The organism is Planococcus donghaensis, from assembly GCF_001687665.2.
GTDB lineage: Bacteria > Bacillota > Bacilli > Bacillales_A > Planococcaceae > Planococcus > Planococcus donghaensis.
Genome location: NZ_CP016543.2, coordinates 2760280 through 2786770, shown reverse-complemented (window position 1 = coordinate 2786770; position 26491 = coordinate 2760280). Strand labels below are relative to the sequence as shown.

At 39.3% G+C, this 26491-nt stretch carries 27 protein-coding genes, 1 pseudogene and 2 riboswitches; of the genes and pseudogenes, 14 read left to right on the top strand and 14 right to left on the bottom strand.

Annotation, left to right across the window (positions count from 1 at the left end; all coding sequences use genetic code 11):
* Positions 1 to 60: 60 nt before the first annotated feature.
* Positions 61 to 708 carry a hypothetical protein gene (locus BCM40_RS13695; protein ID WP_065525406.1) on the bottom strand — a complete coding sequence of 216 codons (648 nt, stop codon included), beginning with the start codon at positions 706 to 708 and terminating at the stop codon, positions 61 to 63.
* A 172-nt stretch (positions 709 to 880) separates the two neighbouring features.
* On the bottom strand, positions 881 to 1192 hold the full coding sequence (locus BCM40_RS13690; RefSeq protein WP_065525407.1) for a DUF3243 domain-containing protein: 312 nt from the start codon (positions 1190 to 1192) through the stop codon (positions 881 to 883).
* A gap of 163 nt (positions 1193 to 1355) precedes the next feature.
* Between BCM40_RS13690 and BCM40_RS13685 the strand changes: the two genes are divergently transcribed.
* A complete protein-coding gene (locus BCM40_RS13685) occupies positions 1356 to 2180 on the top strand; it encodes a VLRF1 family aeRF1-type release factor (RefSeq protein WP_065525408.1) in 825 nt (274 codons plus the stop codon).
* 30 nt (positions 2181 to 2210) lie between these two features.
* Here the strand turns inward: BCM40_RS13685 and BCM40_RS13680 are convergent, their stop codons facing one another.
* Positions 2211 to 2891 carry a hypothetical protein gene (locus tag BCM40_RS13680; RefSeq protein WP_065525409.1) on the bottom strand — a complete coding sequence of 227 codons (681 nt, stop codon included), beginning with the start codon at positions 2889 to 2891 and terminating at the stop codon, positions 2211 to 2213.
* 108 nt (positions 2892 to 2999) lie between these two features.
* Here BCM40_RS13680 and BCM40_RS13675 point away from each other — a divergent pair, with 108 nt between their 5' ends.
* A complete protein-coding gene (locus BCM40_RS13675; RefSeq protein ID WP_065525410.1) occupies positions 3000 to 3362 on the top strand; it encodes a VOC family protein in 363 nt (120 codons plus the stop codon).
* A gap of 72 nt (positions 3363 to 3434) precedes the next feature.
* Here the strand turns inward: BCM40_RS13675 and hmpA are convergent, their stop codons facing one another.
* On the bottom strand, positions 3435 to 4616 hold the full coding sequence (hmpA, locus tag BCM40_RS13670) for an NO-inducible flavohemoprotein (RefSeq protein ID WP_065525411.1): 1182 nt from the start codon (positions 4614 to 4616) through the stop codon (positions 3435 to 3437).
* Positions 4617 to 5001: 385 nt separating this feature from the next.
* Between hmpA and BCM40_RS13665 the strand changes: the two genes are divergently transcribed.
* A complete protein-coding gene (locus tag BCM40_RS13665) occupies positions 5002 to 5436 on the top strand; it encodes an RrF2 family transcriptional regulator (protein ID WP_065525412.1) in 435 nt (144 codons plus the stop codon).
* 34 nt (positions 5437 to 5470) lie between these two features.
* Here the strand turns inward: BCM40_RS13665 and BCM40_RS13660 are convergent, their stop codons facing one another.
* The 3 genes from BCM40_RS13660 to BCM40_RS13650 all read right to left on the bottom strand — a co-directional run bounded on the left by BCM40_RS13660 (position 5471) and on the right by BCM40_RS13650 (position 7200).
* Positions 5471 to 5893 carry a pyridoxamine 5'-phosphate oxidase family protein gene (locus BCM40_RS13660; protein ID WP_008430333.1) on the bottom strand — a complete coding sequence of 141 codons (423 nt, stop codon included), beginning with the start codon at positions 5891 to 5893 and terminating at the stop codon, positions 5471 to 5473.
* An 87-nt stretch (positions 5894 to 5980) separates the two neighbouring features.
* Positions 5981 to 6874, bottom strand: a complete 894-nt coding sequence (locus tag BCM40_RS13655) for an EamA family transporter (RefSeq protein WP_065525413.1) — start codon at positions 6872 to 6874, stop codon at positions 5981 to 5983.
* Between the two features lie 107 nt (positions 6875 to 6981).
* Positions 6982 to 7200 carry a hypothetical protein gene (locus BCM40_RS13650; RefSeq protein ID WP_065525414.1) on the bottom strand — a complete coding sequence of 73 codons (219 nt, stop codon included), beginning with the start codon at positions 7198 to 7200 and terminating at the stop codon, positions 6982 to 6984.
* A gap of 127 nt (positions 7201 to 7327) precedes the next feature.
* On the opposite strand from BCM40_RS13650, the gene BCM40_RS13645 reads away from it, so the two are divergent.
* Entirely contained in the window at positions 7328 to 8347 is a 1020-nt protein-coding gene (locus BCM40_RS13645) for an STAS domain-containing protein (protein ID WP_065525415.1), read from the top strand.
* Between the two features lie 46 nt (positions 8348 to 8393).
* Here BCM40_RS13645 and pepT read toward each other — a convergent pair whose 3' ends face one another.
* The 6 genes and pseudogenes from pepT to BCM40_RS13615 all read right to left on the bottom strand — a co-directional run bounded on the left by pepT (position 8394) and on the right by BCM40_RS13615 (position 14485).
* Positions 8394 to 9611 carry a peptidase T gene (gene pepT / locus BCM40_RS13640; protein ID WP_065525416.1) on the bottom strand — a complete coding sequence of 406 codons (1218 nt, stop codon included), beginning with the start codon at positions 9609 to 9611 and terminating at the stop codon, positions 8394 to 8396.
* Positions 9612 to 9710: 99 nt separating this feature from the next.
* A pseudogene (locus tag BCM40_RS16620) lies at positions 9711 to 10917 on the bottom strand (M20 family metallopeptidase).
* 23 nt (positions 10918 to 10940) lie between these two features.
* Entirely contained in the window at positions 10941 to 11774 is an 834-nt protein-coding gene (locus BCM40_RS13630; RefSeq protein ID WP_065525417.1) for a MetQ/NlpA family ABC transporter substrate-binding protein, read from the bottom strand.
* Between the two features lie 38 nt (positions 11775 to 11812).
* Positions 11813 to 12463 carry a methionine ABC transporter permease gene (locus BCM40_RS13625; protein ID WP_065525418.1) on the bottom strand — a complete coding sequence of 217 codons (651 nt, stop codon included), beginning with the start codon at positions 12461 to 12463 and terminating at the stop codon, positions 11813 to 11815.
* Entirely contained in the window at positions 12453 to 13484 is a 1032-nt protein-coding gene (locus BCM40_RS13620; protein ID WP_065525419.1) for a methionine ABC transporter ATP-binding protein, read from the bottom strand. Before BCM40_RS13620 ends, BCM40_RS13625 begins: the two co-directional genes overlap by 11 nt.
* A gap of 131 nt (positions 13485 to 13615) precedes the next feature.
* Positions 13616 to 13730: riboswitch (SAM riboswitch) on the bottom strand.
* 113 nt (positions 13731 to 13843) lie between these two features.
* Complete coding sequence (locus tag BCM40_RS13615; RefSeq protein WP_083394526.1) at positions 13844 to 14485, bottom strand: glycerol-3-phosphate acyltransferase; 642 nt, start codon at positions 14483 to 14485, stop codon at positions 13844 to 13846.
* 132 nt (positions 14486 to 14617) lie between these two features.
* Positions 14618 to 14735: riboswitch (SAM riboswitch) on the top strand.
* A gap of 94 nt (positions 14736 to 14829) precedes the next feature.
* Here BCM40_RS13615 and BCM40_RS13610 point away from each other — a divergent pair.
* Together BCM40_RS13610 and metX are read left to right on the top strand one after the other, a co-directional pair.
* Positions 14830 to 16122, top strand: coding sequence for an O-acetylhomoserine aminocarboxypropyltransferase/cysteine synthase family protein (locus BCM40_RS13610; RefSeq protein ID WP_065525421.1), 1293 nt, complete (start codon positions 14830 to 14832; stop codon positions 16120 to 16122).
* A gap of 12 nt (positions 16123 to 16134) precedes the next feature.
* Positions 16135 to 17148, top strand: a complete 1014-nt coding sequence (gene metX / locus BCM40_RS13605; RefSeq protein WP_065525422.1) for a homoserine O-acetyltransferase MetX — start codon at positions 16135 to 16137, stop codon at positions 17146 to 17148.
* Between the two features lie 79 nt (positions 17149 to 17227).
* Here the strand turns inward: metX and BCM40_RS13600 are convergent, their stop codons facing one another.
* Positions 17228 to 17458, bottom strand: a complete 231-nt coding sequence (locus BCM40_RS13600) for a helix-turn-helix domain-containing protein (protein WP_008430350.1) — start codon at positions 17456 to 17458, stop codon at positions 17228 to 17230.
* Between the two features lie 222 nt (positions 17459 to 17680).
* Here BCM40_RS13600 and BCM40_RS13595 point away from each other — a divergent pair, with 222 nt between their 5' ends.
* From BCM40_RS13595 to BCM40_RS13560, 8 genes are all read left to right on the top strand, one after another.
* Entirely contained in the window at positions 17681 to 18940 is a 1260-nt protein-coding gene (locus tag BCM40_RS13595; protein WP_065525423.1) for a mechanosensitive ion channel, read from the top strand.
* A 408-nt stretch (positions 18941 to 19348) separates the two neighbouring features.
* The gene (locus BCM40_RS13590) at positions 19349 to 19618 is read left to right on the top strand and encodes a hypothetical protein (protein WP_065525424.1); all 270 of its coding nucleotides are present in this window, start codon (positions 19349 to 19351) and stop codon (positions 19616 to 19618) included.
* A 3-nt stretch (positions 19619 to 19621) separates the two neighbouring features.
* The gene (locus BCM40_RS13585; RefSeq protein WP_065527662.1) at positions 19622 to 21271 is read left to right on the top strand and encodes a sodium:solute symporter family transporter; all 1650 of its coding nucleotides are present in this window, start codon (positions 19622 to 19624) and stop codon (positions 21269 to 21271) included.
* 3 nt (positions 21272 to 21274) lie between these two features.
* A complete protein-coding gene (locus BCM40_RS13580) occupies positions 21275 to 21841 on the top strand; it encodes a hypothetical protein (protein ID WP_065525425.1) in 567 nt (188 codons plus the stop codon).
* A 23-nt stretch (positions 21842 to 21864) separates the two neighbouring features.
* The gene (gene mbcS / locus BCM40_RS13575) at positions 21865 to 23442 is read left to right on the top strand and encodes an acyl-CoA synthetase MbcS (RefSeq protein ID WP_065525426.1); all 1578 of its coding nucleotides are present in this window, start codon (positions 21865 to 21867) and stop codon (positions 23440 to 23442) included.
* A gap of 225 nt (positions 23443 to 23667) precedes the next feature.
* Positions 23668 to 24756, top strand: coding sequence for a metallophosphoesterase (locus BCM40_RS13570; protein WP_065525427.1), 1089 nt, complete (start codon positions 23668 to 23670; stop codon positions 24754 to 24756).
* 14 nt (positions 24757 to 24770) lie between these two features.
* Positions 24771 to 25373, top strand: a complete 603-nt coding sequence (locus BCM40_RS13565) for a DedA family protein (protein WP_065525428.1) — start codon at positions 24771 to 24773, stop codon at positions 25371 to 25373.
* An 82-nt stretch (positions 25374 to 25455) separates the two neighbouring features.
* Positions 25456 to 26406, top strand: a complete 951-nt coding sequence (locus BCM40_RS13560) for a 2-hydroxyacid dehydrogenase (protein WP_065525429.1) — start codon at positions 25456 to 25458, stop codon at positions 26404 to 26406.
* The last annotated feature ends 85 nt before the right edge of the window (positions 26407 to 26491 follow it).

The window sequence follows — 26491 nt, the reverse complement described above, 5'->3', positions numbered from 1 at the left end:
TGCTCACGTAGAATTGGCGAACAATGTTAACGTTGCGTGTCAGTTGGTTGAAAGTTTTCATTAATAAGCAGTTTCGGGTGGTTCGCATATTATGTAGCAAGAATTTTTAAAGCGTTTGCTATCACTCGAAACAAAATACCAATGGTCATTGATTTTCCGGTAGGTATAAGAAGTGTCCAACTCGGACATGGTCGGATATGTTCCTGTAGAAGAGTAGACAAAGCCTTCCGTTAAGCCGATAAAGTCTAGAAAGCGTGGCGTAGCTGTTTGGAAAAAAATGAAATGCTTTTCTTCTGAGTACATGCGCGCGTCAATAAAGGAATCTCTATTGGCTAATGTATATTCTGGAGGTGTGTAATAAAAAGCAAATCCTGACTGAGTCGAATCTTCTTTCTGGATTTCTCCAGACAATAGCTGATCGATCATTTCATTGCGTTCGTCCTGGAACACATAGTAGTTTAATTCGACTTCAAATACATGGAATGCAAGATTCACCAGGCCGATGCCGACCACTAGAATGATTATAGGGACGAAGATTTTTTTGAAGACACCGACAATCGACCACACCAGTATGCCGAAAACAGCTAAGAAAATAAACCGTGAAAATTGATAATGCTGCAAAGCTGGGATGTTGATAAAATCAATTGATTGAAGAACTATTACCAACAACACACCGACAATCGACCCAAACATGAGTTGCCTTTTCATTTTTAAACGCTCCTTTATTAGCTAGATAATTACTGCAATTGGTATCGTCTTTATTGTATAGGAATTTTTACCGAATGGAGTTAACTTTGGTGCTTTTCGAAGACCCATTTCTAGCAAAATAAATAAAAGAGGTTGTGGAATGAATTCATTCCACAACCTCTTTTGTTTGGATTTAGTTTTGGTCTTTAGCTAATTTTACTAACATATGCGCTAACATGTGTTGTTGGTCTTTATCGCCAACCTGCCATAAACGCTGTAGCAAGTATTCTTCACTGTTTTTAGGCTCTTCTTTTTTCGCAAGATGAGATGCAACTTTTTCTGCTAATTGCGCTATGCGCTCTTCGCTTAATCCCATTTTTTCGCCTAACTCTACTTTTTCACTTAAGTAATTAATGAATACGGAAAAATCCGCTAAAATCTGTTCTTTTTTCTGCTCATCTGTGTTTGATAGCTTTTCTTCAACTTGTTTATTGATGTTTTCCATTTCTTCGCCAACTCCCTTGTGATTTTTCTATACAATGTTTATTTACCACTGATGCGAGGGTTTAAACATCAGATTCATAATAAAGGTTCGGAAAATTCGTTTAAATTAACTCCTTGAGGGTAATCAGATAGTGATGATGGAATACAAAGAGGAGGATGATTAAATGACCTTATACGACAAGATTCAGGAATTGAAAAGTTTTGAATGTCCAGACCGTTGCGTGTTAAGTGTATATTTGAATACCAATCCAGCTGATTTGAATGCCCAAAATGGGGCATGGAAGATCCATCTTAAAAATGGTTTAAAACGATTAGACGAATATTTAAAAGCTTCAAATAATGAAAAAGAAATGGAAGCCTATAAAAACTTACGAAAAAAAGTGGAAAAAGAAATTTTAGACAATCAAAACGAACTTCATAAAGGTGTCGTTATTTTTGCATCCGAGCATAATGATCTTTGGTCCGTGCATTATGTGCAAGTACCAGTAAAAACGAGTTTCCACTGGGAAAACAAACCGGAGCTAGAAGAGCTTCGCTATATGTATAAAGCTTATCCATACGCTGGAATCGTTTTACCTGGCTTTAAAGGCATTCGTGTCATTGATACATCTATGGGAATTATCAATGAAGAATTCTTTTATGAGTTTGACTCAGGATTAGAGGTATGGACTGAACAAAAAGGCGCGCGTAGTTCGGGGCGAGTAGGTGTTGGTGCAGGTAGCACAGTTACCGGTGGTGGTGGAGGTAGTCCTTCTGATGAATTAGACCACCGACTGAAAGAAAACTTAGAGCGTTTCTATAAAGACATGGGTAGTAAAATGGAGAAGTTGAAAAAAGAACGCAAATGGGAAGAGATTCATGTAGTTGGAGAAGCAGATCACGCCAAGTCATTTGCGAAAACACTTCATGAGAAACCTAAAAGCTGCGTGTACAAAAACTTAATGAACAACGATCCGGGCAAAATTTTACACGAAGTATTTGAAGTATAAACAAACACCTCAGCAAAATGCTGAGGTGTTTTAATTTGGATTTGGACAAAACGTGCAAGTCGCAAAAGCGGGCATTTCTTTATAAAGACAACAAGTTTTTCGTAGCGGTTTTGAAACAGCTTGTTGTAGCGAAGTATTTCCGAGCAATCTAGCTAGATAAGAGGTTTTAATAGGGTTCCAGTTTTCGTGCTGTAGCAGCCACTCTAAATCTTCTGCAACGAGTCGGGGATTTCGTGGCTCTAAACTGGCATAATACCATAACACAGATCCTAAAATATTTTCCCAACAAGTGATGGACGAAACTTTTATGTATTTTTTGAACTCATGTACCAATTCATCAGTTTGCTTATAAAGAATATCATGAAATGCTTGATATCGTTTATCCGGCGGGACAAGTTTGAATGTTGTTGCCTTTACATGCGTTTGCAATAGGGGCAATCCGTAATTATGAACACGGTCAAATTGTAATTCGCGCCAATCTACATCAAAATAACCATTTTGTTGATGGAGTAAACTAAATTGAGCCGTTATATAGAGCGCATATTGTCGAAAAAAATAAGACACTGCGACACCCGCGTTATCGGTGTCACACCACATTTTCAATTCTTCTATCATGGTAGGAATATCTCGACTAAGTGCATGGTGTGGCAGGCGGTCGACTACTACAGATTGAGCACTTAATCCATATTTGGCTTGTTGCGGAAATGTCATTACGGTTCACCTCTTGTTAAATATGCTACGGCAAATAGGAAAGGTTTGCAAAGCGAGAGTTGAAATTTTTTTAAACGCATGGCTAAACTGAAGAAAAGGAGTGAGGTTATGACATTTTCTATTTTACATATTGATCACGTTCAAGTAGCGGCACCTGCAGGACAAGAGGAAGTGGCAAGTGCGTTTTATGCGGATGTTTTAGGAATGAATCCAATTGAAAAGCCCGAAGCGTTAAAAGGAAAGGGAGGAGCTTGGTTTGGATTTGGCAATCAGCAATTGCATGTAGGAGTTGAAGATCCTTTCTCACCAGCGAAAAAAGCGCATCCGGCATTTCGCGTGGCGGGTTACGAGGAAATGAAAACACATTTACGAGCGAACAATATCGAAATAACAGAAGATGACAGTATTCAAGGCGTTGAACGTTTTTTTGTTTTCGACCCGTTTGGAAATCGTCTAGAGTTTTTAAAATAAATAAAATCGCTCTGCTTTTTTGCAGAGCGATTTTTGTATTTAAAAAATGTCTAAATAGATAGCCTTGAAAATTTATACAGTTTGAAGAGCGACAGCTGGGCCAAAAAATTCAAAGTGAATTTGTTCTTCTTTCATGCCCAGTGTGCGTAATTCTTTGATCATTGCTTCCATAAAAGGAACAGGACCACATACATAAACATCACCTGTAGTATCGACGTATTTTTCTAATACATTGCGAGTGATATAGCCTTCAGGTTGATCCGAGTAAAGTGTTTTATAGCTGGCATTTTCCATAGAGTCGATGTGCTTTTGAATAGCTTTATCAAAAGCATGCATTGATTCATTACGCGTAGCGTGAAGAAAAGCAGTTGGACGTTCTGGTGTTGATGTTGCGACTGTTTCAAACATACTCATCATTGGGGTAATGCCAACACCTCCACTGACAAATGCTACAGGTGTATTTTTTGTAGGATCAAGAACAAATTCACCAGCAGGAGCACTAACTTCAAAACGATCGCCCACATTCATATCATCGTGCAAGTAAACAGAGACGCGTCCGTTCGGGTCGTTGTCTGCATCTCGTTTAACGGAAATACGGAACTCATCTTCGCCTGCTGCTTGAGACAGGCTGTATTGGCGATTAAACAAATACTTTTCACCAGGAATGGCCATGCGAACAGAAATGTATTGACCAGGCTTATAAGAAGGAACGTTTTTGCCATCTACTGGTTTTAAGTAGAAAGAAGTGATGTTTTCACTTTCTTTTTCTTTGCGGATAATGGTGAATTCCTTAAAGACACTCCAACCATTTTCTTGAGTTTCCATATTTGCATACATGTCTTTTTCAACACCGATAAAGGCATCGGCGATGACGCCATAAGCTTCTTCCCACGCATTCATAATGTCCTCAGTCGCTGCATCGCCCAATACTTCTTTGATTGCTTTTAATAAGAAGTCGCCAACAATCGGATAATGTTCTGGTTTCACGCCTAAGCTCACGTGCTTATTCGCGATTTGAACAACTGCTGGGAGAATGGCTTCTAGGTTGTCGATGTGAACCGCTGCGGCATAAACCGTGTTTGCCAAAGCTGCTTGTTGACGACCCTTTTTTTGATTTGCGTGATTAAATATATTTAAAAGTTCTGGGTGCGCTTCAAACAGGTTTTTGTAAAACACAGTTGTGATCGCTGCTCCGTGCTGTTCTAATACCGGTACTGTGGATTTAATGATTGTTCTTGTTTCTACTGATAACATAGTCAATCTCTCCTTTTGTTTTCTATAAGTTGACTATACGCCTTTAATCCTTTTAAAGATATATTTAAAATACATCTTTAAATTTCCGACACATTTAGCTTCACAAAGGTGTCACAACCATTAAGGTATTTCCAGTAAATGGCGATACTGTCGACTTCCTTCTAAATACTGTCCAAATCTCCAGAATACTGTCCAAATGACCACAAATACTGTCCGAATCAACAAAATACTGTCCAAACGCAAAAAAAGCCCACCAAATTCTGGGCGACTCACTTAATTATTCGTGATTTATACTCAAATTCACTACAACGAAGACAGCGAGGTTCATTTGCTTTCGAACAAACGCTAAAATCGCTATAATAAACAGTCAGAAGAGGTGAGAAAAATGAGGTTGACCATGTATACAGATTTCTCATTACGTGTGTTGATTTATTTAGGCACAAAAGAACCAGATAAACTGACAACGATACAAGAAATTTCAGAAGCATACAATATATCAAAAAATCATTTAACAAAAGTGACATTTGAGCTTGGAAAAGCAGGTTTTATTCACACGGTGAGAGGGCGAGGTGGCGGGATTCGTCTCGCAGAACTTCCCCAGAACATTAATGTGGGAACCGTCGTTAGAAAAATGGAAGACGACTTTCACTTGGTTGAATGTTTTGATCCGGCTACGAACCGTTGCCCGATTTCACCGGTTTGCGGGCTTCGAGGTGTTTTAGGGAAAGCGTTACATGCTTATTTGACGGTACTCGATGAATACACACTTGAAGATCTTATGTTTAATAAAGAAGGACTTCGAGAAATATTGAAGACATAAAAAAACGGCTCAAAATTCTGAGCCGTTTTTGCATTTACAATTCCAATGATTGAGGTTCTTGTCCTTTTTTATTCATTAACCGTACGCGAGTAGGTTTAATGGCAAGAATGGTCAAATTCGGATCATCTGGACCTTCGAACCAGCCTTCTAAATGTTCGTTCCATACTTTATCAATCATTTCACGATCATCATTTAGCGACATGCTTCCTTCAATCTCTAGGAATGAATCCCCGACACCTTCCCCGTCATAACCTAAAAGAATATGGGCATGAGGATTGGCTTCCAACTCATCAACTTTTTGCGTTTTTTTACTTGTAGCTGTATAGAGTGTGAAATCATCGTTAAAAAAAGTCATATAGCGCGAATGGGGTTTGTCGCCTTTAATAGTTGCGAGTGTACCCACATAACTATTCTCTAGTATTTTTAATGCCTCTTTTTTCACTTCTTCTTGATTCATCCAATACCACTCCTTTTGTCTTTGTAGTTATCTATTCCTTTTTTGATTCGAACTAAACATAAAACGACCTGCTACGCTAGCAGGTCGTTAAATCTGTTGGACGATTTTAGGCGTTCGATCAAAGACACTCGGAAGAATCATCCCAATTAAAATGATGAAAATCCCTAGAATTTGAAGAAGGGATAACGTTTCATGAAGGATAAGAACAGATGCAATTACGGCTACCGGTAATTCCATAGCACTTAAAATAGAAGAGAGACCAGAGCCAACGCGTGGCACGGCAACCGAAAAGAAATAGATGGGCATAATAATGCCGAAAAAGCCTAATAATACGCCGTAAATCCATAATCCTTCGTTGAACAATTGTCCGTTCCAAACAATTTCAGGTGTTTGGAAAATCCCCACCACAATAGCTGCAAAAAACGATACATAAAATAGGCGTGCGGAAGTATCCATGCCATGGATTTCCTTGCCATTAACAAACATAAATGCTGAAAAACAAAAAGCAGCTCCTATTCCCCAAGCCCAACCTTGCCAAGGAATTCCACTCAAATCGGTTCCGATAATACCAGCCGCCAGTAAAGTACCTGCAAACAAGATAAGCAATGAAAAAACCTCTGTTCTTTTGAGCCATCTACGATTAACAATACAATCTAAGAACATGCCAATCCATGTGAATTGGAAGAGCAAGACTACCGCCAATGAAGCTGGTAAATAATTAAGTGAATGTGCATAAACTGATCCTGTAACAGCAGTGAAGCTGCCGGAAAGCACTAAAATCTTCCATCCCATAATTTTAGGCATTTTACGCTGTGTGACAAAAAATAAAAGAGCCGCTAATGCGAACCCGATAAAGTATTGGCTAGTAACTGCTTCTGCAGCGGTAAAACCATTTTTCATGGCGACTTTTATAATAGTTGAAAGGACTCCATAACAGCTTGCTGCCACGACGACCATCAGTGGATAAATCCAGTTTTTCATTTCTTCTCACTCCTGTTCAAATGAGAATCATAGCATAAAAAGACCACAGAGAATAGGTCTCTGCGGTCTTTTCCAAAAGGATTCACTTTTACGAAAATTCATCTTATTTACTCAGGAAATTTTTCTTCGCTTGAAGAACTGTCTTTCGAACCACGCTTGTCTTTTTCTTCTCGCTTTTCTTGTTTTAAGTCTTCCATTGGGATAGGATCGACATTCATTTCTTCTTTATGCATTTCGGTCAGAGTTTTTTCATCCGTTTTATACTGTTCAGGATTGTCCATAGAAGCATGGTCACTTGTTTTACGTTCTTGTTCTTTTTCTGACATAGTGTGCACCTCTTCCTTTCTGTATTATTCTTTATATTCCTTAAATGCAATTTTTAAAACATGAAGTTTCTTATTAAGAAATAGCAAATATGATAAGATAAAATTAATGTACGGGAGGAGCTTTACAATGAACGCTAAATCAGCAATCACAATAGGTGGCTTAAGTTTCGAATGGGAGTTGGAAAAAGGACGTTTTTTGTTTGAAGGACAGGAATCCGTTCTTTTTTGGACATCAACAGCTATGAAAATGTTTTTTGATTCGATAGAAGAAATCTCTGGGGAAGATGCAGCAAATGTTGTATTGGAATCCACAGGTTATCGTCAAGGACTAGTAGTAGGAGAGTATTTCCACGGCATGGAAGATGTTTCTGTAGAGAAAGCGGCGGGGCTTATAACCAATACCTATGCTTCCGCAGGATGGGGATTAGCAGAAATAAAAGAACTAAATATAGAAGCGCGTACGCTAGAAGTGCATTTGAAAAACAGCTGGGAACATTCGATTAACGTAGCACAAGAGAAAAAAGAGGGCGGAAGCTTTTTGCCTGCCCATTACGCAGGGATATTTTCATCGCTATTCAATGAAAACATTTGGTACAAGGTCGTGCATCATCAATTAGACGGCTATGAAGAAAGTATAATTCAGTATTTCCCTTCGGAAGAAACCATTGAAAAAAATATTCATCGCTTATCTCGTGTAAAAGAAGCGGAAAAAATCAATGAACTGGAACGATTAGTAGATGAAAAAACGCGAGAACTTAGTGAAATGATTAAAGAAATCTCATCGCCACTTATTCCGGTGCTAGAAGGTATTGTTGTCGTACCATTACTTGGAACTTATGATGAGGCACGTGCAGAAGAACTATTAGTTAAAACCTTGCAAAATATGCCGAAACACAAAGCAAAGTATTTAATTTTAGACCTGACAGGATTAAATACTAACTTCACACAACATGCGGCTATGTTGATTGAAAAACTTGGATCGACTGCTTCATTAATTGGCACACAAACCATTTTGGTTGGTATTTCAGCGAAGATGAGCCAGACCATTACAGAGGCAGCTATCAATTTATCCAAATTTGAATGTTTCCAAACTTTACAACACGGCATTCATTATGCCTTAGCGCAAAATGGCAGAAGCATTATATAAGAAGAAAAGACGTATTGGAATCCATCCAATACGTCTTTTTTGATTGTTATTTAGCTGATTTGACGATTTCAATAATGACTTGTGTAGCCTTTTCCATGTTCTCAGCAGAAATAAATTCATATTTCCCATGATAATTTTCGCCGCCCGTAAAAATATTTGGTGTGGGAAGTCCCATATAAGACAATTGGGAACCATCTGTACCACCACGAACAGGTACAATATTCGGTTCAATACCTAAAGCAATCATTGCACGCTCGGCGTTGTCGACAATTTCCATCACCGGCTCAATTTTTTCACGCATATTGTAATATTGGTCTTCAATTTCTAATTGAATTGCTTTTTCGCCATATTGTTGCTGAAGTTTTTCAGCGACAGCTTGCATATGACGTTTTTTGCTTTCGAACTTTTCTTTATAAAAATCGCGGATAATATAGCTTAATTCAGCAGATTCCACCGTGCCTTCAAAATTATTCAAATGAATAAATCCTTCGTAGTTCTCCGTTAATTCAGGAACTTCGTTTTTTGGCATTTCTTGTTGGAACTGAATCGCGACAGTTTGAGCATTGACCATTTTATCTTTTGCAGATCCTGGATGAACACTTTTCCCTTGAACCGTTAATTTACCACTCGCTGCATTAAAACTTTCGTATTGAAGTTCGCCAAGTGGACCACCATCCATCGTATAAGCATATTCCGCACCAAAGCGTTCGACATCAAATTTGTGAGGACCACGACCAATTTCTTCGTCAGGTGTAAACGCAACGCGAATTTTTCCGTGTTCGACTTCTGGGTGCTGAGCTAGATAGTCCATTGCTGTCATGATTTCAGCAATTCCCGCTTTGTTATCTGCCCCAAGAAGTGTCGTCCCATCAGTTGTAATTAATGTATGACCGACATAATTTTTTAAATCTGGAAAATCTGATACGGTCATCTGGACACTGTCACTTAATGGAATGTCTTGACCGTCATAATTGTCAATGCGTTTTGGATTGACATTTTTGCCAGTAAAATCAGTCGCTGTATCGACATGTGCTAAAAAGCCAATCACAGGAATTTCTTTATCGGTGTTGGCAGGCAAGGTCCCGAAAAGATATCCAGCATTGTCCATTCCAACTTCTGTGAGTCCAATGCTCTTCATTTCTTTTTCTAATTCATAGAGTAAGTCCCATTGCCCGGCCGTAGAAGGTGTTGACTCACTCGTGAAATCAGATTGTGTATCAATTTTTGCATAACGTACTAATCGTTCAATTAACGCTTCAAGCATGTATAAATCCCCCTAAAATCAGTCTTGTTTCCATTTTACCACGAAGCAAGAAAATTCTGTCGCAAAAGAAAAACGATGCCCATAGAGGACATCGTTTCATTAGTTTTGTTGCTTAAGTTGAAGAGATGCTTGATGGGCATCTTTGATTTGTTCTAATAGATTTTTGTCTGTCAACAAACGATATCCCGTGTTAGCTAAAGCTTTAGCACCTCGGATTAATGCTCTATCGCCTTGATTAGATTTTGCTGCTTCACGAAACTCTTCGGTATGTGCAATTAATATTTCAGGTCCAATTTTGATATAACCATGGGCGGTTGGAACTTCATAGCTGATATTGCCAGCGTCGGTAGAACCAAGTCCAGAAATTCGTGAATCGGCTACGGTTTCACCTTGCGCTTCGAGTTCGCTGCGGATTACATCGTCCAAAGGAGAAGTTAACACTAAATCCCGAACTTCATTTTGAAATCGTTCGATTTTCACAGTAGCACCAGTAGCTAAAGCTGCACCTTCAGCAATTGCGCGAACTTTACGAGCGGTTTCCGCCGTTTTCTTCCATGAGTCTCCGCGAATGTAAAATCGCGCAGCCGCATACTCTGGAATAATATTGGGGGCGTCTCCACCGTGCGTAATAATACCATGAACACGCGCATCTGACGGCAATTGCTGACGCAATGCGTTTAATGCTATTAAACAGTTGAAGTACAGCGTCTAATGCATTAATGCCTTTTTCAGGAGAACCGGCTGCATGAGCAGGTTTACCGTAAAAGTGAAATTCTAGTGGATCCACTGCAAGAGATGGACCTGTGATCGCTGAGTTTCCAGAAGGATGGAGCATTAGCGCTGCATCAATTTCTTCAAGTAAACCGTGTTTGACAAAACTGCCTTTTGCACTCCCATTTGGTCCACCTTCTTCGGCAGGTGTGCCAAGAACCACCACTTCACCACCCACAGCGTCGAGAGTTTCAGACAAGGCAATCGCGGCGGCTACGCTCGTCGTGCCAATTATATTGTGTCCACAAGCATGTCCAATTCCAGGAAGTGCATCGTATTCAGCGAGATAAGCGATAGTGGGGCCAGAAAGTTCACTTTTCTTACGAGCAAAAAACGCAGTTTCATGTCCAGCAACGCCTTTTTCCACAGCAAACCCAGCTTCTTCGAGCAAGCTGATTAATAACGTACTGGCGAAAAATTCTTGGTTGCCAATTTCAGGTCGGTCATGAATTTCATGACTTGCTTTAATGTATGTCGAACGTTTTGAATCGATAGACTGAGAGATGGTCTGAGCTGCTTCTTCGATAAGCGTCATTCAATTTCCTCCTTACATGCTTGTTATTGGTAGTCCACTAATTCTTCTACAGTAACGTTCGTTGGAATTTGAGCTCCTTTTGTATGTTCAATGATAAATTCAGTCGTGTCTTCTTGTTGGTACAATTCAACGATTTTTAAATAAGCTTCGTTTTCTGCATCTTCAGCATTTGCTGCAATCAAGTTAATATAAGGTTTTGCTGTATCACTTTCGCGAGCGATAGGGTCTTCTGTGGGATTCAATCCAGCGTCTACTGCAACACCATTATTAATAATCGAAGCTGCAACATCGGGCATAGCGCGCGGTGTATGACCGGATACCATTGGCACAATTTCAAGGTTTTTCGGATTTTCGGTAATGTCTTCAGCGGTTCCTGTCAGACCGGCATCTTCAGAAAGTGTAATTAAGCCAGCTTCATCCAGAAGTAAAAGTGCTCGGCCCATGTTAGTGGCTTCGTTAGGGACAGCGATTTGTGAGTCTTGTGGAAGTTCCTCGATAGATTCGTATTTATCGGAATACAAGCCCATTGGTGCGATGACTGTGGAGCCAATTGGCACGATATCAATATTGTGTTCGGCAACAAACTCATCAAAATACGAAATTGTTTGGAAAGCGTTCAAATCCAATTCACCTTCTGCAAGAGCTAAGTTGGGTGCTACATAATCAGAAAATGTTTGAATTTCTAAATCAATGCCTTCTTTTTCAGCTTTTTCAGCAATGTAATCCCATATGGTCGTATCCGAACCGCTTATGCCAAGTGTTACTTTTGTTGTGTCTTCTGCGCTACTATCATCTCCGCACGCCGCTAAGGTTAATACCGATAATGTCAGTAATGCTGTTGCAATAATTTTTTTCATGAATAATTCCTCCGATTTTTTTTAGGGTTTACTTTGTGTTAACTACGTCTTACTCGTCTTGATAGAATATTTCCGAAAGATTGAACACCTTGCACGAGTACGACAAGAATCGCTACAGTGACAAACATGATAAAGGTATCGAATCTCTGATATCCGTATGTAATGGCTAAGTCCCCAAGACCACCACCGCCAATAGCTCCGGCCATAGCAGATGCACCGATTAGCCCGACTACAGCTATTGTTAATGCAAGAACAAGTGAGCTGAGAGCTTCAGGGATTAAGAAGCGAAAAATAATTTGTACGGGTGATGCACCCATTGCTTGAGCGGCTTCGATCACGCCTTTGTCGACTTCAAGAAGCGAGTTTTCGATTAATCGAGCAATATAAGGACCAGCATAAAAAACTAAAGGAACAATGGCTGCTGCAGTTCCGATAGACGTCCCAACAATAAGGCGTGTTAATGGAATGATGGCAACCATCAAAATGATAAAAGGAACTGAGCGGAAAATATTAATGATGATGTTTAGCACTTTGGAAATCGACTCGTTTTCAATTAAATGTCCTTTTCTTGTAATCACAAGAAGAATGCCGAGTGGAAAGCCAATCAATAAAGAAAATCCGAATGCTGCGCCGGTCATATAAATGGTTTCCCACAAAGCTTCTAAAATTTGGTAGTAGTTAACTGACATAATGAGTAACCTCCTCTATGTGAATATTGCTGTCTCGAATAGAAGTGATTGCACGTTCGACCTTATTTAGTTCACCTGAAAATTCCACAATTAAATTGCCGTAGGGAACTCCTTGTAATTCGGTAATATTTCCAAATAATACATTTAAATTAACATTAAAATCTCGTGATACCTGGGACATAACGGGTGTACCGACGGAATTCCCTGTAAATTGCAACCGGTAAATTGCGTGATCGCTATGGGTATCATGAATTTGGGCTAACAAGGATTCAGGTAATTCATCGTTCATAACAGAGCGGACAAAGCGTTTTGTTGTAGCTTGTTGTGGGTTTGAAAAAACTTCGAAAACTGTCCCTTGCTCAATAACTTTTCCGTCTTCTAGGACCGCTACTTTGTTGCAAATTTCTCGAATAACGCCCATTTCATGTGTAATAAGCAAGATAGTTATGTTGTATTCTTTGTTGATTTTTTTAAGTAAATCTAAAATTGACTTAGTCGTTTGAGGATCAAGTGCTGACGTTGCTTCATCGCATAATAATACAGAAGGGTTGGTAGCTAAAGCGCGAGCAATACCAATCCGTTGCTTTTGTCCACCTGACAATTGATCTGGATATTTTTGTGCTTGGTCTGCAAGCCCCACAAAGTCGAGTAAGTCTTTAACTTGTTTTTCAATATCTTCTTTAGGTGTCTTTGCTAAGAGTAGTGGCATCGCAACGTTGTGATAAACGGTTTTAGAATTTAGTAAGTTGAAGTGTTGAAAAATCATACCGATATCTTTTCGGATGGTACGAATTTCTTTGCCAGACAAAGTCGAAATATCTTTTCCATGAACTAATACGCGTCCTTTAGAAGGGCGTTCGAGCAAATTTACTGTACGGATCAATGAGCTTTTACCAGCTCCACTAAAGCCGATCACTCCGTAGATTTCGCCAGTTTCGACAGTTAAATCAATGCCATTTAATGCATGGATTTGCTGGTTACCTGATTGGTAAGTTTTGGCGACGCCTTCGAATTGAATCATGTTGACTTGACCTCCTCATGCTGTATTGTTTCAAATCGCTCATGCTCACAATCCGTTGAGAAACTAGACAAAAAAACCCTCTTTTTTCTTAAACCATAAGAAAAAAGAGGGTTCCTGTAGAAACCATCTAATTCTCATCTTCCAAATGCACGGGTGCATTTGCAGGAGTTGGCACAGTTTTTGTGGTTAAACAAATCTGCTGCCGAAACGTCATAGGGCCTGTCCCTCGGTTTCTCTGGATAAGAAAGTGATGTATGCTATTCGATTCGTGATTCCTACTTTATGGTGGAATAACAAAAAAGTCAAGAAGAAGATTAGTTTTTTATTTTATTACTTTTAAAATATGCTTATGTTCCCAATTAAATTGGGGTAGAAGATTTCTTTTTAAATACTGTAGCTACTTTTGTTTCGGTACCATTCTTTATTCGGATAATATTTTCACGATGCTTCCAAATAGCCATTGCAAAAAGTAAGATGGAAATCAGCAGGGGCCAAAATCCATTTGCGGGAACCAATGCTATCACAAAGAACGTTGTATAAAGGACAAGTACTCCTATAACGAGGTAGTTTGTTGTGAGTGAGACAGCAATCAATAATAATAATCCTAGTAAGCCAAGTTTCCAATCAAGCGCTAGCATAACCCCAATCACAGAAGCAGTTCCTTTTCCTCCGTTAAACTTCATAAAGAACGGGAAATTATGACCGAAAATAACTCCGGCACCTGCTATAAACAGCATTGCCCATGTGAGTTCCGGAGAAAAATCACCTAGACTTAATAAGAAAGCTAGCCCTGCAACTGCCGCAAACCCCTTAAAAATATCAATAATAGCAACGAGTAATCCGTATTTCCAACCTAAAACAATGGCAGCATTAGAGGCACCGGCATTTTTTACACCAGAAGTTTTGATGTTAACCCCCGACAACCGTTGTGCTGCTAAAGAGCCGTGACAACAACCAATTCCATAACTAACGATAAATAATAGCACAATCCAAATAAACACAGTCATTTCCTCCTTCCTACTAAAAGATAACGTTTGAAAAAGCTGAAAGTTTCAAAATTTTTTGACTAATAGGGTTGACAAATGAAAAAAAAGTTTCTATACTTCAGAACAAGATAAAATTTAAATTTAATACTCTTATCAAGAGTGGCGGAGGGATAGGCCCTGTGATGCCCAGCAACCAACAGATGATTTTGTCTGGAAAGGTGCTAATTCCTACAGAACCGGAGTTATAGGTTCTGACAGATAAGAGGAGGAAAACTCCGTATATGCGGCCCTCTTCTTAGCGAAGGGGGCTTTTTTCGTCCTCTTCGAAGCAACAAAACAAAAAATAGGGGGAATAAAAAATGACAAACTTAAAACCAGAAACATTATTATTACACGGTGGGCAACAAGTAGATCCAACAACAGGATCGAGAGGGGTACCGGTTTATAAAACGACTTCTTATGTTTTTAGAGATACGCAGCATGCACAAGATTTATTTGGTTTGAAAGATGTTGGGAATATTTATTCGCGTATTATGAATCCAACAGTTGATGTATTTGAACAGCGAGTTGCGCTATTAGAAGGTGGCACGGCAGCTGTTGCGCTTTCTTCTGGAATGGCAGCAATTGCTTTTTCTATTTTGAACATTGCAGAAGCTGGAGATGAAATCATAGCGGATAGCAGTCTTTATGGGGGAACATATAATTTGTTTGCTAATACATTGCCGCGTTACGGCATTACAACGAAGTTTGTAGATGCGACAAACCCGGAGAATTTTAAAGCCGCAATTACAGACAAAACAAAAGTCATTTTTGGGGAAATTATCGGCAATCCAAGTTTGAATGTCTTTGATGTAGAAAAAGTAGCAAACATTGCCCATGAACACGGATTACCGTTATTGATTGATAATACATTTGCTTCTCCATATGGCAGTAATCCAATTGAGTTTGGTGCAGATGTTGTCATTCATTCGGCAACAAAATGGATTGGCGGACATGGCACAACAATTGGTGGAGTAGCAGTAGATGCTGGAAAATTCAATTGGGACAATCCACGTTTCCCGAACTACACAGAACCAGATGAAACTTACCATGGGCTACGTTACGGCATTGATGTACCAGAGGCAGCTTTTGCCACAAAATTACGCGTTCAATTACTGCGTGACTTTGGTCCATCATTAAGTCCTGATAGTGCACATGCTTTGTTGCAAGGGTTAGAAACTTTGCATTTGCGTATTCCAAAACACAATAGCAATGCTCAAATTATCGCAGAATACTTAAAACAACATCCGCAAATTGAATGGGTTAATTACTTAGGGTTTGAAGACCATCCTTCTCACAAAATTGCGAAGAAATACTTGAAAAATGATGGTTACGGATCGATCGTCAACTTTGGTATTAAAGGGGGAAGAGAAGCTGGAAGAAAAGTAATTGATAGCATTAAGCTTTGGTCTCATGTTGCTAATGTTGGCGATGCAAAATCACTTATTATTCACCCTGCGTCTACTACTCATCAACAATTAAACAGCGAAGAACTAAAATCATCAGGTGTAACAGAAGAGTTAATCCGACTATCTGTAGGATTAGAAAATGCAGAAGATTTAATTGCTGACTTAGAACAAGCAATTCAAGTCACCGTGTTGGAAAATGTATAAGGAGGAATCAGCATGAAAACAGTATCCATTGGCTCATTAACCTTGGACTCAACTAAGACGCTAGACAATGTAGAACTTGCATATGAACGTCTCGGAGATGAAAATGCCCCCGTAATTCTGATTTGTCATGCGCTAACTGGCGATCAACGTGCAGTTGGCACAGCGCAACATCCAGGATGGTGGGCAGGATTAATTGGTCCAGGGATGTCAGTGGATACGACTGCTTTCCAAGTAATTACATTTAATGTATTGGGCGGTTGCCATGGATCAACCGGACCTTTATCAGTAAATCCTATAAGTGGAGTACCTTACAAAGCTGATTTCCCAACACTAACGATACGTGACATGGTACGGGCAGAATATTTGGCGTTAAAAAAGCTTGGGATCAAGAAATTGGCCGCAGTAATTGGGGGATCACTTGGAGGCATGAAAACCTTAGAGTGGGGAAGAACTTACCCCGAATTTATCGGAGCAATTTTCCCATTGGCTGTTACGCCATATTATAGTGATTATGGAGTAGCATTTAACCATATTGGGATAATAGCTATCGAAAATGATAAAGATTTTAATGGTGGGAACTACGAAGAGACTGGTTTGCTAAAAGGGTTTGAAATAGCAAGAATGGCCGGCATGGTCACTTACCGAAGCGCTAAAATGTTCAATCAGCGCTTTGGGCGAAGTGGGAATGATAGTGAATTTCATGTACAGTCCTACTTAAACTATCAAGGGGAAAAATTAGCAGGTCGTTTTGATGCGAATAGTTATCTGGTGTTGTTAAAAGCGATGAATACACATGATATTAAAGATGCTGTTTTAGAAGTTCCAGTCTATTCGTTATCGTTTACCTATGATTTACTTTATCCACATGAACAGATGGTTCCGTGGCTTGAAAAGCAAACAAATGCAGCTTGGGAAATCATTGAAACGGATTTTGGTCATGACGGATTTTTAGTAGAGTTCGAAAAATGGGGAGGCTTTATAGAAGAAAAGTTAAAAAGCCTTTTAGTGCCGGAGCTTATTCGGTAAACAAATTTTGTAGAAGCGACTATAGAAACATGTCATATAAAAGCATCTAGGACTAGTTAGTCCTAGATGCTTTTATTGGTTAGTCTTCATCTTTAATATCCACATCATCTGGAATCGGGGTAGCGCGCCATTCTTCTAACGCTAACTTAGCCTGTTCCAACTGCTGAAAGTGCGTACCGAATTGAGAAGTGTTGATCATGTATTGCTCTCCGTCATGAACTGCGCGAATACGACCTTCTAATACGTAACGATTGACTTGTTCTTCAGGCATAGACAAAAAGGCAGCAGTTTCCTGGACTGTCATATACATAGGATCGCCTCCTCTTTTCTTTTATTATAATAGAAGGAGACAGCTATCTCAAACCATTAGTATTCTATTTTCTTTAGTAGAAAATTAAGCAGAGAGACAATACATTTTTTTATCTGATTTTTCAACTAATTATATGCAATTTAGTTAGGGGGAGTTTAGTTTCATATAAGGAAGGGGATAATAATAATAGAATGTGTACAAAAACAAAAGGAGGACGAGTTTATGAATGATATTGGCAACTCTTTTAGAGGAGTTGGAAACACGATTATCGACTACATTCCAAACGTTTTAGGGGCATTATTATTATTACTTGTCGCATGGATTGTAGCAACGGTTGTACGGGCTATTTTCACTAAAGGTTTGAAAAAAGCAGGTGCAGATCGGGCCATGGTCAAAGGACATATGGCGAAAACAAAAGAAGACGCAGACAGCATACTGGATTCTATAGGGAAAATTCTTTATTACCTAATCTTCATTTTGTTTATTCCGAGCGTTTTGCAAGCATTGGATATGAACAATGTAGCACAGCCAATTTCAAACATGATGGATAAGCTATTGGCATTCTTGCCAAACCTCTTCATGGCTATTATTATCCTAGTGATTGGTTACTTTGTTGCTAAGTTTGTGAAAAATCTGGTGTTTAGCCTTTTAACAGCTATCAACATTGATAAGTGGTTTAATAAATTTACTAACAAACCTGCCGGCACAACAGGGACTACAAGAATGGACGCTGGTGACAAGGCGACATTAGCAAACGTTCTAGCTAATATCGTATTTGTTATTGTCTTAATTCCAATCTTGACCATCGCGTTAGAAACATTGAATATCCGCTCTATTTCTGAACCAATTGTAAACATGCTCAATCAAGTTCTGAACATGATTCCAAATATCTTTGTAGCGATTATCTTAATTCTAGTAGGTGTCTTGATCGCTAAATTCGTTGGAGATTTGTTGATTAGCCTCTTAAATGGAACAGGAATTAACCGCTTCTCAACATATTTGAATACGGATAAAACAAAAACACCAAGTTTTGATATTGCCAACATCATCGGAAAAGTCGTACAAGCGATTATCATCATCTTCTTTACAGTAGAAGCGATGAACGTACTGCAACTAGACGTATTAAATGGAATTGGTGAAGCAGTAATTGCATACTTGCCACTGCTCATTAGTTCATTAATTATTCTAGGATTAGGGTTGATTGGTGGTAGCTTGCTTGGAAACTACGTTCAACAAGCTTCTGGTAATCGACTTATGGGAGCTGTCGTGAAATACGTAATTATCATCATTGCTGTATTCATGACACTTGACCAGTTGAACTTTGCAACAAACATTGTTAACCTAGCCTTCCTATTCATTATCGCTGGACTTGCAGTAGCATTTGCAATTTCCTTCGGTATAGGTGGACGTGACTTTGCGAAGCGTCAACTTGAAAAGTTTGAAACAAAAATGGAAAAAGAAAACGATAAACCTGACCTTTAAGTTTATTTTCTTGCCCTTTAAGTGGATCCTCGCTTAAAGGGTTTTTTGTTGGATAGAAAACGAATGATTGTTATATAACAGTTTGAAAACGAATGAAAATTTGGAATAATATTATATTAAAATAAAGAATAAATTAGGTGATTTAAAATAAAATACGTAATTTATATCTCGTTAGTAAAGAGCGTTATATAGCCAAAAAGGGAAAATAGGCATATTTAGTGTATAAATGCTCCTGATATAGTAGTTTAAATAATTAAAAAATTCAGTTGACTTGATTTTGTGAGAACGGTTACAATTAATATAGTTATTCAATAAATAGTAAAAAAAGGGGGACAGTGCTTTTGAAAACTGAGCGAACGCTCAGTTGGGTAGTAAGGAAATGAGAAATTAATTGAAATGGGGAATAAGATGAAAGCGTATAAAAAAGAAGTTCAGTTTACGATTTGGATGACAGCGGCCTTTATAGTAGTCGGTAATGTAGGATTAATATTCTCGGTATTTCCTGTCGATGCTATGCTATTTGGTTTTCCAGTCATGTATATTGTGCCTATTTTAATGGGGTGGTTTGGTGTTTTCATTTTAACCATCGTGGCAGGGAAAATTGGCAACCGTATTGATGATGAAATCGATAACGAGAACGATGCGCTTGAAGTTTCCGGCGAAGTAAAGGATGTGTAGATGATGGAAGCACAAAACTGGCAATTATCCAACCCGATTCTTGGTTTAGCAGTTGTAGGGGCAACATTTTTATTGTTTTATATCGTCGGATTCATATCCAACCGGAAAAGTGCGTCAGCTAAAGATCTATACATAGGCGGCGGGAACGTTGGAGCTTTTACCAATGGCTTAGCGATGGCATCGACTTACATGAGTTTGGCCACATTTCTTGGGATTACAGCACTAATTCTTAAGTTACAGGTGCCTTTTATCATGCTATGGATTCAATTGATTTTGGCGATTCCGTTAATCACGATTATTTATGGAACTAGCCTTCGTCGAATGGGTGCTTTCTCACCGACCCATTTTATCCGTGATCGGTACGGCGTGACAGCTTCTATTATCGCGGCGCTCTTCATGATTTTAGTTTCTGTTATGTATGCGTTAGGACAAATGATTGGAATCGCGATTACATTTGAAACTTTACTGGGAATTCCTTATTTAACTGGACTTTTTGTTTTTGGGCTACTTATCGTGGGATATATCACAATTGGTGGTATGGCTGGCGCAACAAACAATGCTGCGATTCAAATGGTTATTATCGCGTTAATGTTTATCATCCCGCTTGGCGCCATTATGAAAGCAATTGGAGCATCCGGATGGTATTTCCCGCCACTATTTTATGCGGACATGGTTCCAGCAATGTTAGATTCTTTACCTACTTTCTTTGATTATCAATTTTCACCTAAATGGTATTTCTCTATTATTCCAGCTTTAACCATTGGAGCTTTAGGATTACCCCACTTAGCGATGCGTGTTTACACTGCATCTAGTTTGAAAAGTGCGCGTTCTGCGATGGTCTGGTTCGCCTTTATCCTTGGATTGGTGTTCTCGGCAACGTATGCAATGGGCTTTGTAGGCGTCTTTGCTACAACTACTGAAGGGTTAGTCATTTCAGAAGGCGATGCCGATAAATTAACGATTATCTTAAACTTGGTTTATAACCCGGAATGGGTAACAGCACTAGTAATTGCAGGAGCCATTTCAGCAGGTCTTTCTACATTAAGTGGTAACTTGCTAGCGATTGGTGCCTTGATCTCACAAGATATTATCGCTACGTTAAAGCCTAATATTCCTCAACGCCTAAGTCTACGAATTGGCTTTATTGCGATTTTTGCAGGTGGCTTGGTTAGTATTTTGCTAGCAATCGAACCACCAGCCTTTTTAGTAGTGAGTATCTTATGGGCATTTGGATTAGCGGGAGTTACAAATGCTCCGCTAATTATTGTTGGAGTTTGGTGGAAAGAAGCCAATAAATTTGGAGCTATTGCCGCATCGGTCGTTGGTGGAGCAGTTTATATCATCGTGTCACCATTTGTTTTCCCAAGTATCGTCTTGACTGGTCATGGGGTAACAGACGGTATGGGATTATCAGGTGCCATGCTTGCTGTACCAATCAGTTTTATTTTATTAATTTTAGTTTCTTATGTTACAAACCGTATGCCAGGGTTACAAGGAAAACTAACAAAACAATCCGATATCGAGTTGATTGAACGCATTCACGGTTGGAAAGATATTAAATCGTATCGTTATAACAGTACGGTTGGTGCTGGAGTAACAGTAGTGGTTTCAGCCGTTATCGCAATATGGGCATTAATGCCGTGGGGAATGTAGTAGATGAAAGAGAAGGTGAGTAGAATGGTCGGGAAAATGGTTACATTAAATGATTCATCTTTTCGGTCATTTTTAGCATTACCGAAAACACAATGGGTAAGCAATCTATTGTTGTTCATTGTTGGTTTGGGCTATGGCGCGATTTCAATCGCGTCAAATGCCTCATACATAGCAAGTTTCGATTCACCTATATTACAAAACATTATCGTACCGTCAATTTTTCTTTTGTTTGGATTGTTGATGGCTTTTATCACGAAAATAGGTTTGGCGCTGCTATTATGGGCAGGATCAAAAGCTTTTGGTGGAAAAGGGCTATTACGGGACATTAACCAATCGGCCCCCGTCGCTTTACTACCGGGTCTTCTTGGGGCTCCTTATTTAGTAGAAGCAGGAAATGGTCATCCAGTAGTTTATATGTTACTAACAATAGGGATTATTTGGATGTATCTCGTGTCTGTGAAAATTATTAAAACGACTCAAAATTTCACATCAGCTAAAGCTTATTTAGCAGCATTGGCGGCCTTTGCATTTTTAGCGAGTGTCTACTATTTAATCTTACCGCCAGCGTGAAAAATTAGAATGGAGGCTATTTTATGGAATTCAACGATTTAATTGCACCGGAACAATACAATATTACTTTGGAATTGGAAAAATACAAAGAAGATACCGAGCGTTTGGCTATTAGATGGTTAGATAGCGAAGGCAATCGGGAAGACCTTTCGTATAAAGAGCTCATCGGTAAAATGAATCAATACGCTCAAGCTTTGCTAAAACTAGGGATTAAAAAAGGAGATCGCATGCTAATCATTCTTCCGCGTATACCGGAAGCCTATATGACGTATTTGGCTTGCTTACGGGCGGGGATTGTAGCGATTCCATGTTCTGAAATGCTTCGCAAAAAAGATTTAGTTTACCGCATGCACCATTCTGGAGCAAAGGGAATTGTGGCTCATTATAAAACGACTGCTGAGACCAACTCTATTGATGAAGAACTTGAAGCATTAAACAATAAATTGATAATCGGTGGCAAAGAAGAAGGCTGGCAATCTTTTGAGGAGTTAGCAGAAAAGGAATCTGTTGATTTCGATGCTGTCGACACAAGTCGTGAAGACATGGCATTCTTGTCTTATACATCCGGGACAACGGGCAACCCAAAAGGCGTAGTTCATGTTCACGGTTGGGGTTATGCCCATGTCCGGACAGCTGCCACAGAGTGGCTAGGTGTAAAAAGCGGCGATATGGTTTGGGCAACGGCAGCTCCGGGTTGGCAAAAGTGGATTTGGAGTCCATTCTTATCCTCTATTACATTAGGCGCTACAGCTTTTGTTTACAACGGACCATTTGATGCGTTAAAGTACTTAGACTTGTTGAAAGATGAGAAAATCAATGTTCTTTGCTGTACACCAACAGAATACCGGATTATGGCGAAAGTTGAAAATCTCAATTCTTATAAATTGCCAGAGTTAAGATCTGCAGTTTCTGCTGGAGAGCCTTTAAACCGACAAGTTATTGAAGCGTTCCAACAAGCATTTAATTTAAATGTTCGGGATGGCTATGGACAAACAGAAAACACCTTACTTGTTGGAACTTTACAAGACATGGAAGTAAAAGCAGGGTCGATGGGTAAACCCACACCAGGTAATCCTGTTGATATTATCAACGATGAAGGTTATCCGACAGGGGTAGGCGAAGTAGGAGATATTGCTGTTCATCGTGATTGCCCAGCGCTATTCCGTGAATATTATCGTGATCCTGAAAGAACTAAAGCTGCGTTCCGGGGAGATTGGTATTTAACAGGAGACCAAGCATCGCGCGATGACGATGGCTACTTCTGGTTTGAAGGAAGAAGCGATGATATTATCATCAGTTCAGGATATACCATTGGACCATTTGAAGTTGAAGATGCATTGATGAAGCATGAAGCAATTCAGGAATGTGCTGTTGTTGCTGCACCTGATGAAATTCGTGGCAATATCGTCAAAGCATATGTTGTGTTGCGTAATGCTCAAGATTTTTCTGATAAAGATACTTTAATTAAGCAATTACAAGACCATGTAAAAGAAATCACTGCCCCTTATAAGTATCCACGGGTCATTGAATTTCTAGAAGAACTGCCAAAAACGGCTTCGGGTAAAATTCGCCGTGTTGAGTTACGAAAACTAAACGCATAATTTAAAAATGCTGAACAGTCTAGATACTGTTCGGCATTTTTTTGATCTTTATTAGTAAAAGAATGTGCTGAGAAATAGTTAATAAATCACTTTGTATAGTTTATGGGAAATTGCGAGTAGAAAGTTGCGAGGGAAACGAGAGGGAATGCTATACTAATTTTTACCACATTAAAAATGCATCTTTCGTTTATAGATTCATTTTAGAAAAGAGAAAGAGGCGTTTTTATGAAAATAATTGCTAGCATTAGCGGTGCTTTATTTATCTATACAGCAATTAGTGCTTATTTGGGTTGGGCTACATACATTTGGTTCGCAAGTTTTATAGGAAATATGAATCCTTGGTTATTTGCATCTTTATGGTTTGTGATTGCATATAGCTATGTTATCGGCAGAATCGGACATCAATGGCTCGGATTTACGGTGCTCGGTTCTTATTGGTTTGCATTTTTACAGTATGCCATTTTGTTGATTCCTTTGGCGAATGTCCTTGTATTGCTTATAGAAGTAAAAAATGATGTGTTTTTTATAGGTTTGGGAACAGCTCTCATTTTACTAGTATTATTCGTTATAGGTACTTATTTTGCATACAGTCCAGTTGTCCGTGAGTTAGAACTCACAGTAGAAGGAGAAAATACTGAACCACTTCATCTAGTGGTTGGTTCGGATTTTCACTTAGGATTTTTATCAGGAAAACGGCACTTACAGCGTTTTGTTGATAAGACTAATGCGCTCAATCCAGATATTGTCCTGTTAGCAGGTGATTTGGTGGATGATGACCCGGTATGGTATGCGCGTTATGGCATGTCTGAAGTGATGGAACAACTAAAACCGTCTCTTGGTATGTATGGTGTTTTAGGAAACCATGAGTATTATGGCAAAAAAATTCCGTTATTGGTGAAATTAATGAAAAATTCGGGTGTGAAAGTATTAAAAGACGAAACAATATTGGTTGCAGATCGTTTTTATTTAACAGGGCGTGAAGACCGTACAAATAGTAAACGACTATCGTTAGCGGAGTTAAAACCAGAAGAAAATAAATTGCCATGGATTGTGATGGACCATACTCCTGGAGATTTAAAGACGCCAAGCGAATTGGGAGCGGACCTTCATCTATCCGGTCATACACATAAAGGCCAGATGTGGCCAAATCATTTGTTAACAAAGCGAATTTTTGAACTCGATTATGGGTATCGTTTAATAAGAGGCACGCATTTTCTTGTTTCTTCTGGATTTGGCTTTTGGGGGCCACCGTTACGTATTGGGAGTCGTTCAGAGCTCTGGTCGGTAACAATGAAATTTCGATCAACTTCTTAAAAAGGAGTGTTTTGATGGAAGACTGGATTACATCGGTTATGTCCGATTACGGCTATTTTGGCATCTTTCTTCTTATTTTGTTAGAAAACATTTTTCCGCCGATTCCATCAGAAGTTGTTTTGACGGTCGGCGGATTTATGACAACGACTACGACCATGACCATACCTGGAGTAATAGCGGCTTCAACTGCGGGTTCTGTTAGTGGCGCGATAATGTTATATGGTGTCGGATTGCTCTTAGATGTAGAGCGTCTTGAAAAAATCGTCGACAAGTATGGCAATTGGCTACGCGTGAAAAAAGAAGATATATATAGGGTTGATAGCTGGTTTGACCGTTTTGGCGTTTGGACCGTGTTTTTCGGACGATTAGTTCCGTTAGTCCGTAGTTTGATTTCACTTCCTGCGGGAATGTCGAATATGAAAGTATGGCTGTTTCTTGTTTTTAGTACACTTGGCACTTTGCTGTGGAACACGATCTTGGTGTTTGTAGGCGAAGCGGTTGGAGAAAATCGTCAACAAATAATGCGCCTATTATCGCTTTATTCGAATGTAGTTTATGTCTTGATTGCATTAGGTGTCATAGCAGCTGTTTGGTATTATATTAGAAAAAAAGACTAAACAAAACTAGAAAACTGCTGGCAATTGCCGGGAGTTTTTTTAATTGTTATAATTGTGTAACAATAAGGGACGGAGGATGGTTATGAAGCCAATTGTATTCATTACGCAAAAGTTGCCAGACCAAGCAGTAGCCGAATTAAAAGAACAATATGAAGTTCGAATGTGGCCGGAAGAAAATACACCTGCTCCGCGTGAGAAATTGCTTGAAGAAGCAAAAGAGGCGCATGCGCTATGGACGATGTTGTCTGATCGAGTGGATAGCGAGGTTTTTGAAGCTGCTCCCAACTTGAAAATTGTTAGTAATTTAGCTGTTGGCTACAATAATATCGACTTAGAAGCTGCACATAAACATGGTGTCACGGTGACAAATACACCAGATGTGTTAACCGAATCAACAGCAGATTTGACCTTTGCGTTATTGTTGGCCACTGCTCGAAGAGTAATAGAGGCAGAAAAAACAGTTCGCTCAGGAGAATGGCGGTCATGGACGCCGATGGGAATGACTGGACAAAATGTAGGCGGTGCTACCCTCGGGATTATTGGGATGGGCCGCATTGGTGAAGCTGTGGCTCAGCGTGCCAAAGGATTCGGGATGGACATTTTATATCATAATCGGACACGGAGAAATTTAGAAGACGTTCGTTATGCCGAATTTGAGGAACTGTTGAAAATCTCCGATTACGTTGTGATTTTAACGCCGTTAACGCCAGAAACAAAAGGCATGATTGGTGCAAAAGAATTGGCAATGATGAAAGAGAGTGCTTGTTTAATCAACGTAGCTAGAGGTGGTATCGTTGATGAAATGGCTTTATATGAAGCGTTAAAAGAAAAACAAATTTGGGGTGCAGGTTTGGATGTGTTTGAACAAGAACCGGTGCCAACAGACCATCCACTACTGACATTACCCAATGTTACGGTATTGCCGCATATCGGCAGTGCTACTGTCCAAACGCGTCTTGAAATGATGGCGTTAAATGCAGAAGCTATTAAAGCATGTTTTGAAAACAAATCAGTGAAAAACAGAGTTTGTTAAATAGAGACCAAAGAGCAGCAGTTGTCTAGCTGTTCTTTTATATGCTGAAGAGCATTCCTGTATAGCATGCATATCTTGCAGGAGT

Coding starts and splice junctions, on each gene's coding strand:
- BCM40_RS13695 (WP_065525406.1), bottom strand. CDS start 708: ATGAAAAGGCAACTCATGTTTGGGTCGATTGTCGGTGTGTTGTTGGTA.
- BCM40_RS13690 (WP_065525407.1), bottom strand. CDS start 1,192: ATGGAAAACATCAATAAACAAGTTGAAGAAAAGCTATCAAACACAGAT.
- BCM40_RS13685 (WP_065525408.1), top strand. CDS start 1,356: ATGACCTTATACGACAAGATTCAGGAATTGAAAAGTTTTGAATGTCCA.
- BCM40_RS13680 (WP_065525409.1), bottom strand. CDS start 2,891: ATGACATTTCCGCAACAAGCCAAATATGGATTAAGTGCTCAATCTGTA.
- BCM40_RS13675 (WP_065525410.1), top strand. CDS start 3,000: ATGACATTTTCTATTTTACATATTGATCACGTTCAAGTAGCGGCACCT.
- hmpA (WP_065525411.1), bottom strand. CDS start 4,616: ATGTTATCAGTAGAAACAAGAACAATCATTAAATCCACAGTACCGGTA.
- BCM40_RS13665 (WP_065525412.1), top strand. CDS start 5,002: ATGAGGTTGACCATGTATACAGATTTCTCATTACGTGTGTTGATTTAT.
- BCM40_RS13660 (WP_008430333.1), bottom strand. CDS start 5,893: ATGAATCAAGAAGAAGTGAAAAAAGAGGCATTAAAAATACTAGAGAAT.
- BCM40_RS13655 (WP_065525413.1), bottom strand. CDS start 6,874: ATGAAAAACTGGATTTATCCACTGATGGTCGTCGTGGCAGCAAGCTGT.
- BCM40_RS13650 (WP_065525414.1), bottom strand. CDS start 7,200: ATGTCAGAAAAAGAACAAGAACGTAAAACAAGTGACCATGCTTCTATG.
- BCM40_RS13645 (WP_065525415.1), top strand. CDS start 7,328: ATGAACGCTAAATCAGCAATCACAATAGGTGGCTTAAGTTTCGAATGG.
- pepT (WP_065525416.1), bottom strand. CDS start 9,611: ATGCTTGAAGCGTTAATTGAACGATTAGTACGTTATGCAAAAATTGAT.
- BCM40_RS13630 (WP_065525417.1), bottom strand. CDS start 11,774: ATGAAAAAAATTATTGCAACAGCATTACTGACATTATCGGTATTAACC.
- BCM40_RS13625 (WP_065525418.1), bottom strand. CDS start 12,463: ATGTCAGTTAACTACTACCAAATTTTAGAAGCTTTGTGGGAAACCATT.
- BCM40_RS13620 (WP_065525419.1), bottom strand. CDS start 13,484: ATGATTCAATTCGAAGGCGTCGCCAAAACTTACCAATCAGGTAACCAG.
- BCM40_RS13610 (WP_065525421.1), top strand. CDS start 14,830: ATGACAAACTTAAAACCAGAAACATTATTATTACACGGTGGGCAACAA.
- metX (WP_065525422.1), top strand. CDS start 16,135: ATGAAAACAGTATCCATTGGCTCATTAACCTTGGACTCAACTAAGACG.
- BCM40_RS13600 (WP_008430350.1), bottom strand. CDS start 17,458: ATGTATATGACAGTCCAGGAAACTGCTGCCTTTTTGTCTATGCCTGAA.
- BCM40_RS13595 (WP_065525423.1), top strand. CDS start 17,681: ATGAATGATATTGGCAACTCTTTTAGAGGAGTTGGAAACACGATTATC.
- BCM40_RS13590 (WP_065525424.1), top strand. CDS start 19,349: ATGAAAGCGTATAAAAAAGAAGTTCAGTTTACGATTTGGATGACAGCG.
- BCM40_RS13585 (WP_065527662.1), top strand. CDS start 19,622: ATGGAAGCACAAAACTGGCAATTATCCAACCCGATTCTTGGTTTAGCA.
- BCM40_RS13580 (WP_065525425.1), top strand. CDS start 21,275: ATGAAAGAGAAGGTGAGTAGAATGGTCGGGAAAATGGTTACATTAAAT.
- mbcS (WP_065525426.1), top strand. CDS start 21,865: ATGGAATTCAACGATTTAATTGCACCGGAACAATACAATATTACTTTG.
- BCM40_RS13570 (WP_065525427.1), top strand. CDS start 23,668: ATGAAAATAATTGCTAGCATTAGCGGTGCTTTATTTATCTATACAGCA.
- BCM40_RS13565 (WP_065525428.1), top strand. CDS start 24,771: ATGGAAGACTGGATTACATCGGTTATGTCCGATTACGGCTATTTTGGC.
- BCM40_RS13560 (WP_065525429.1), top strand. CDS start 25,456: ATGAAGCCAATTGTATTCATTACGCAAAAGTTGCCAGACCAAGCAGTA.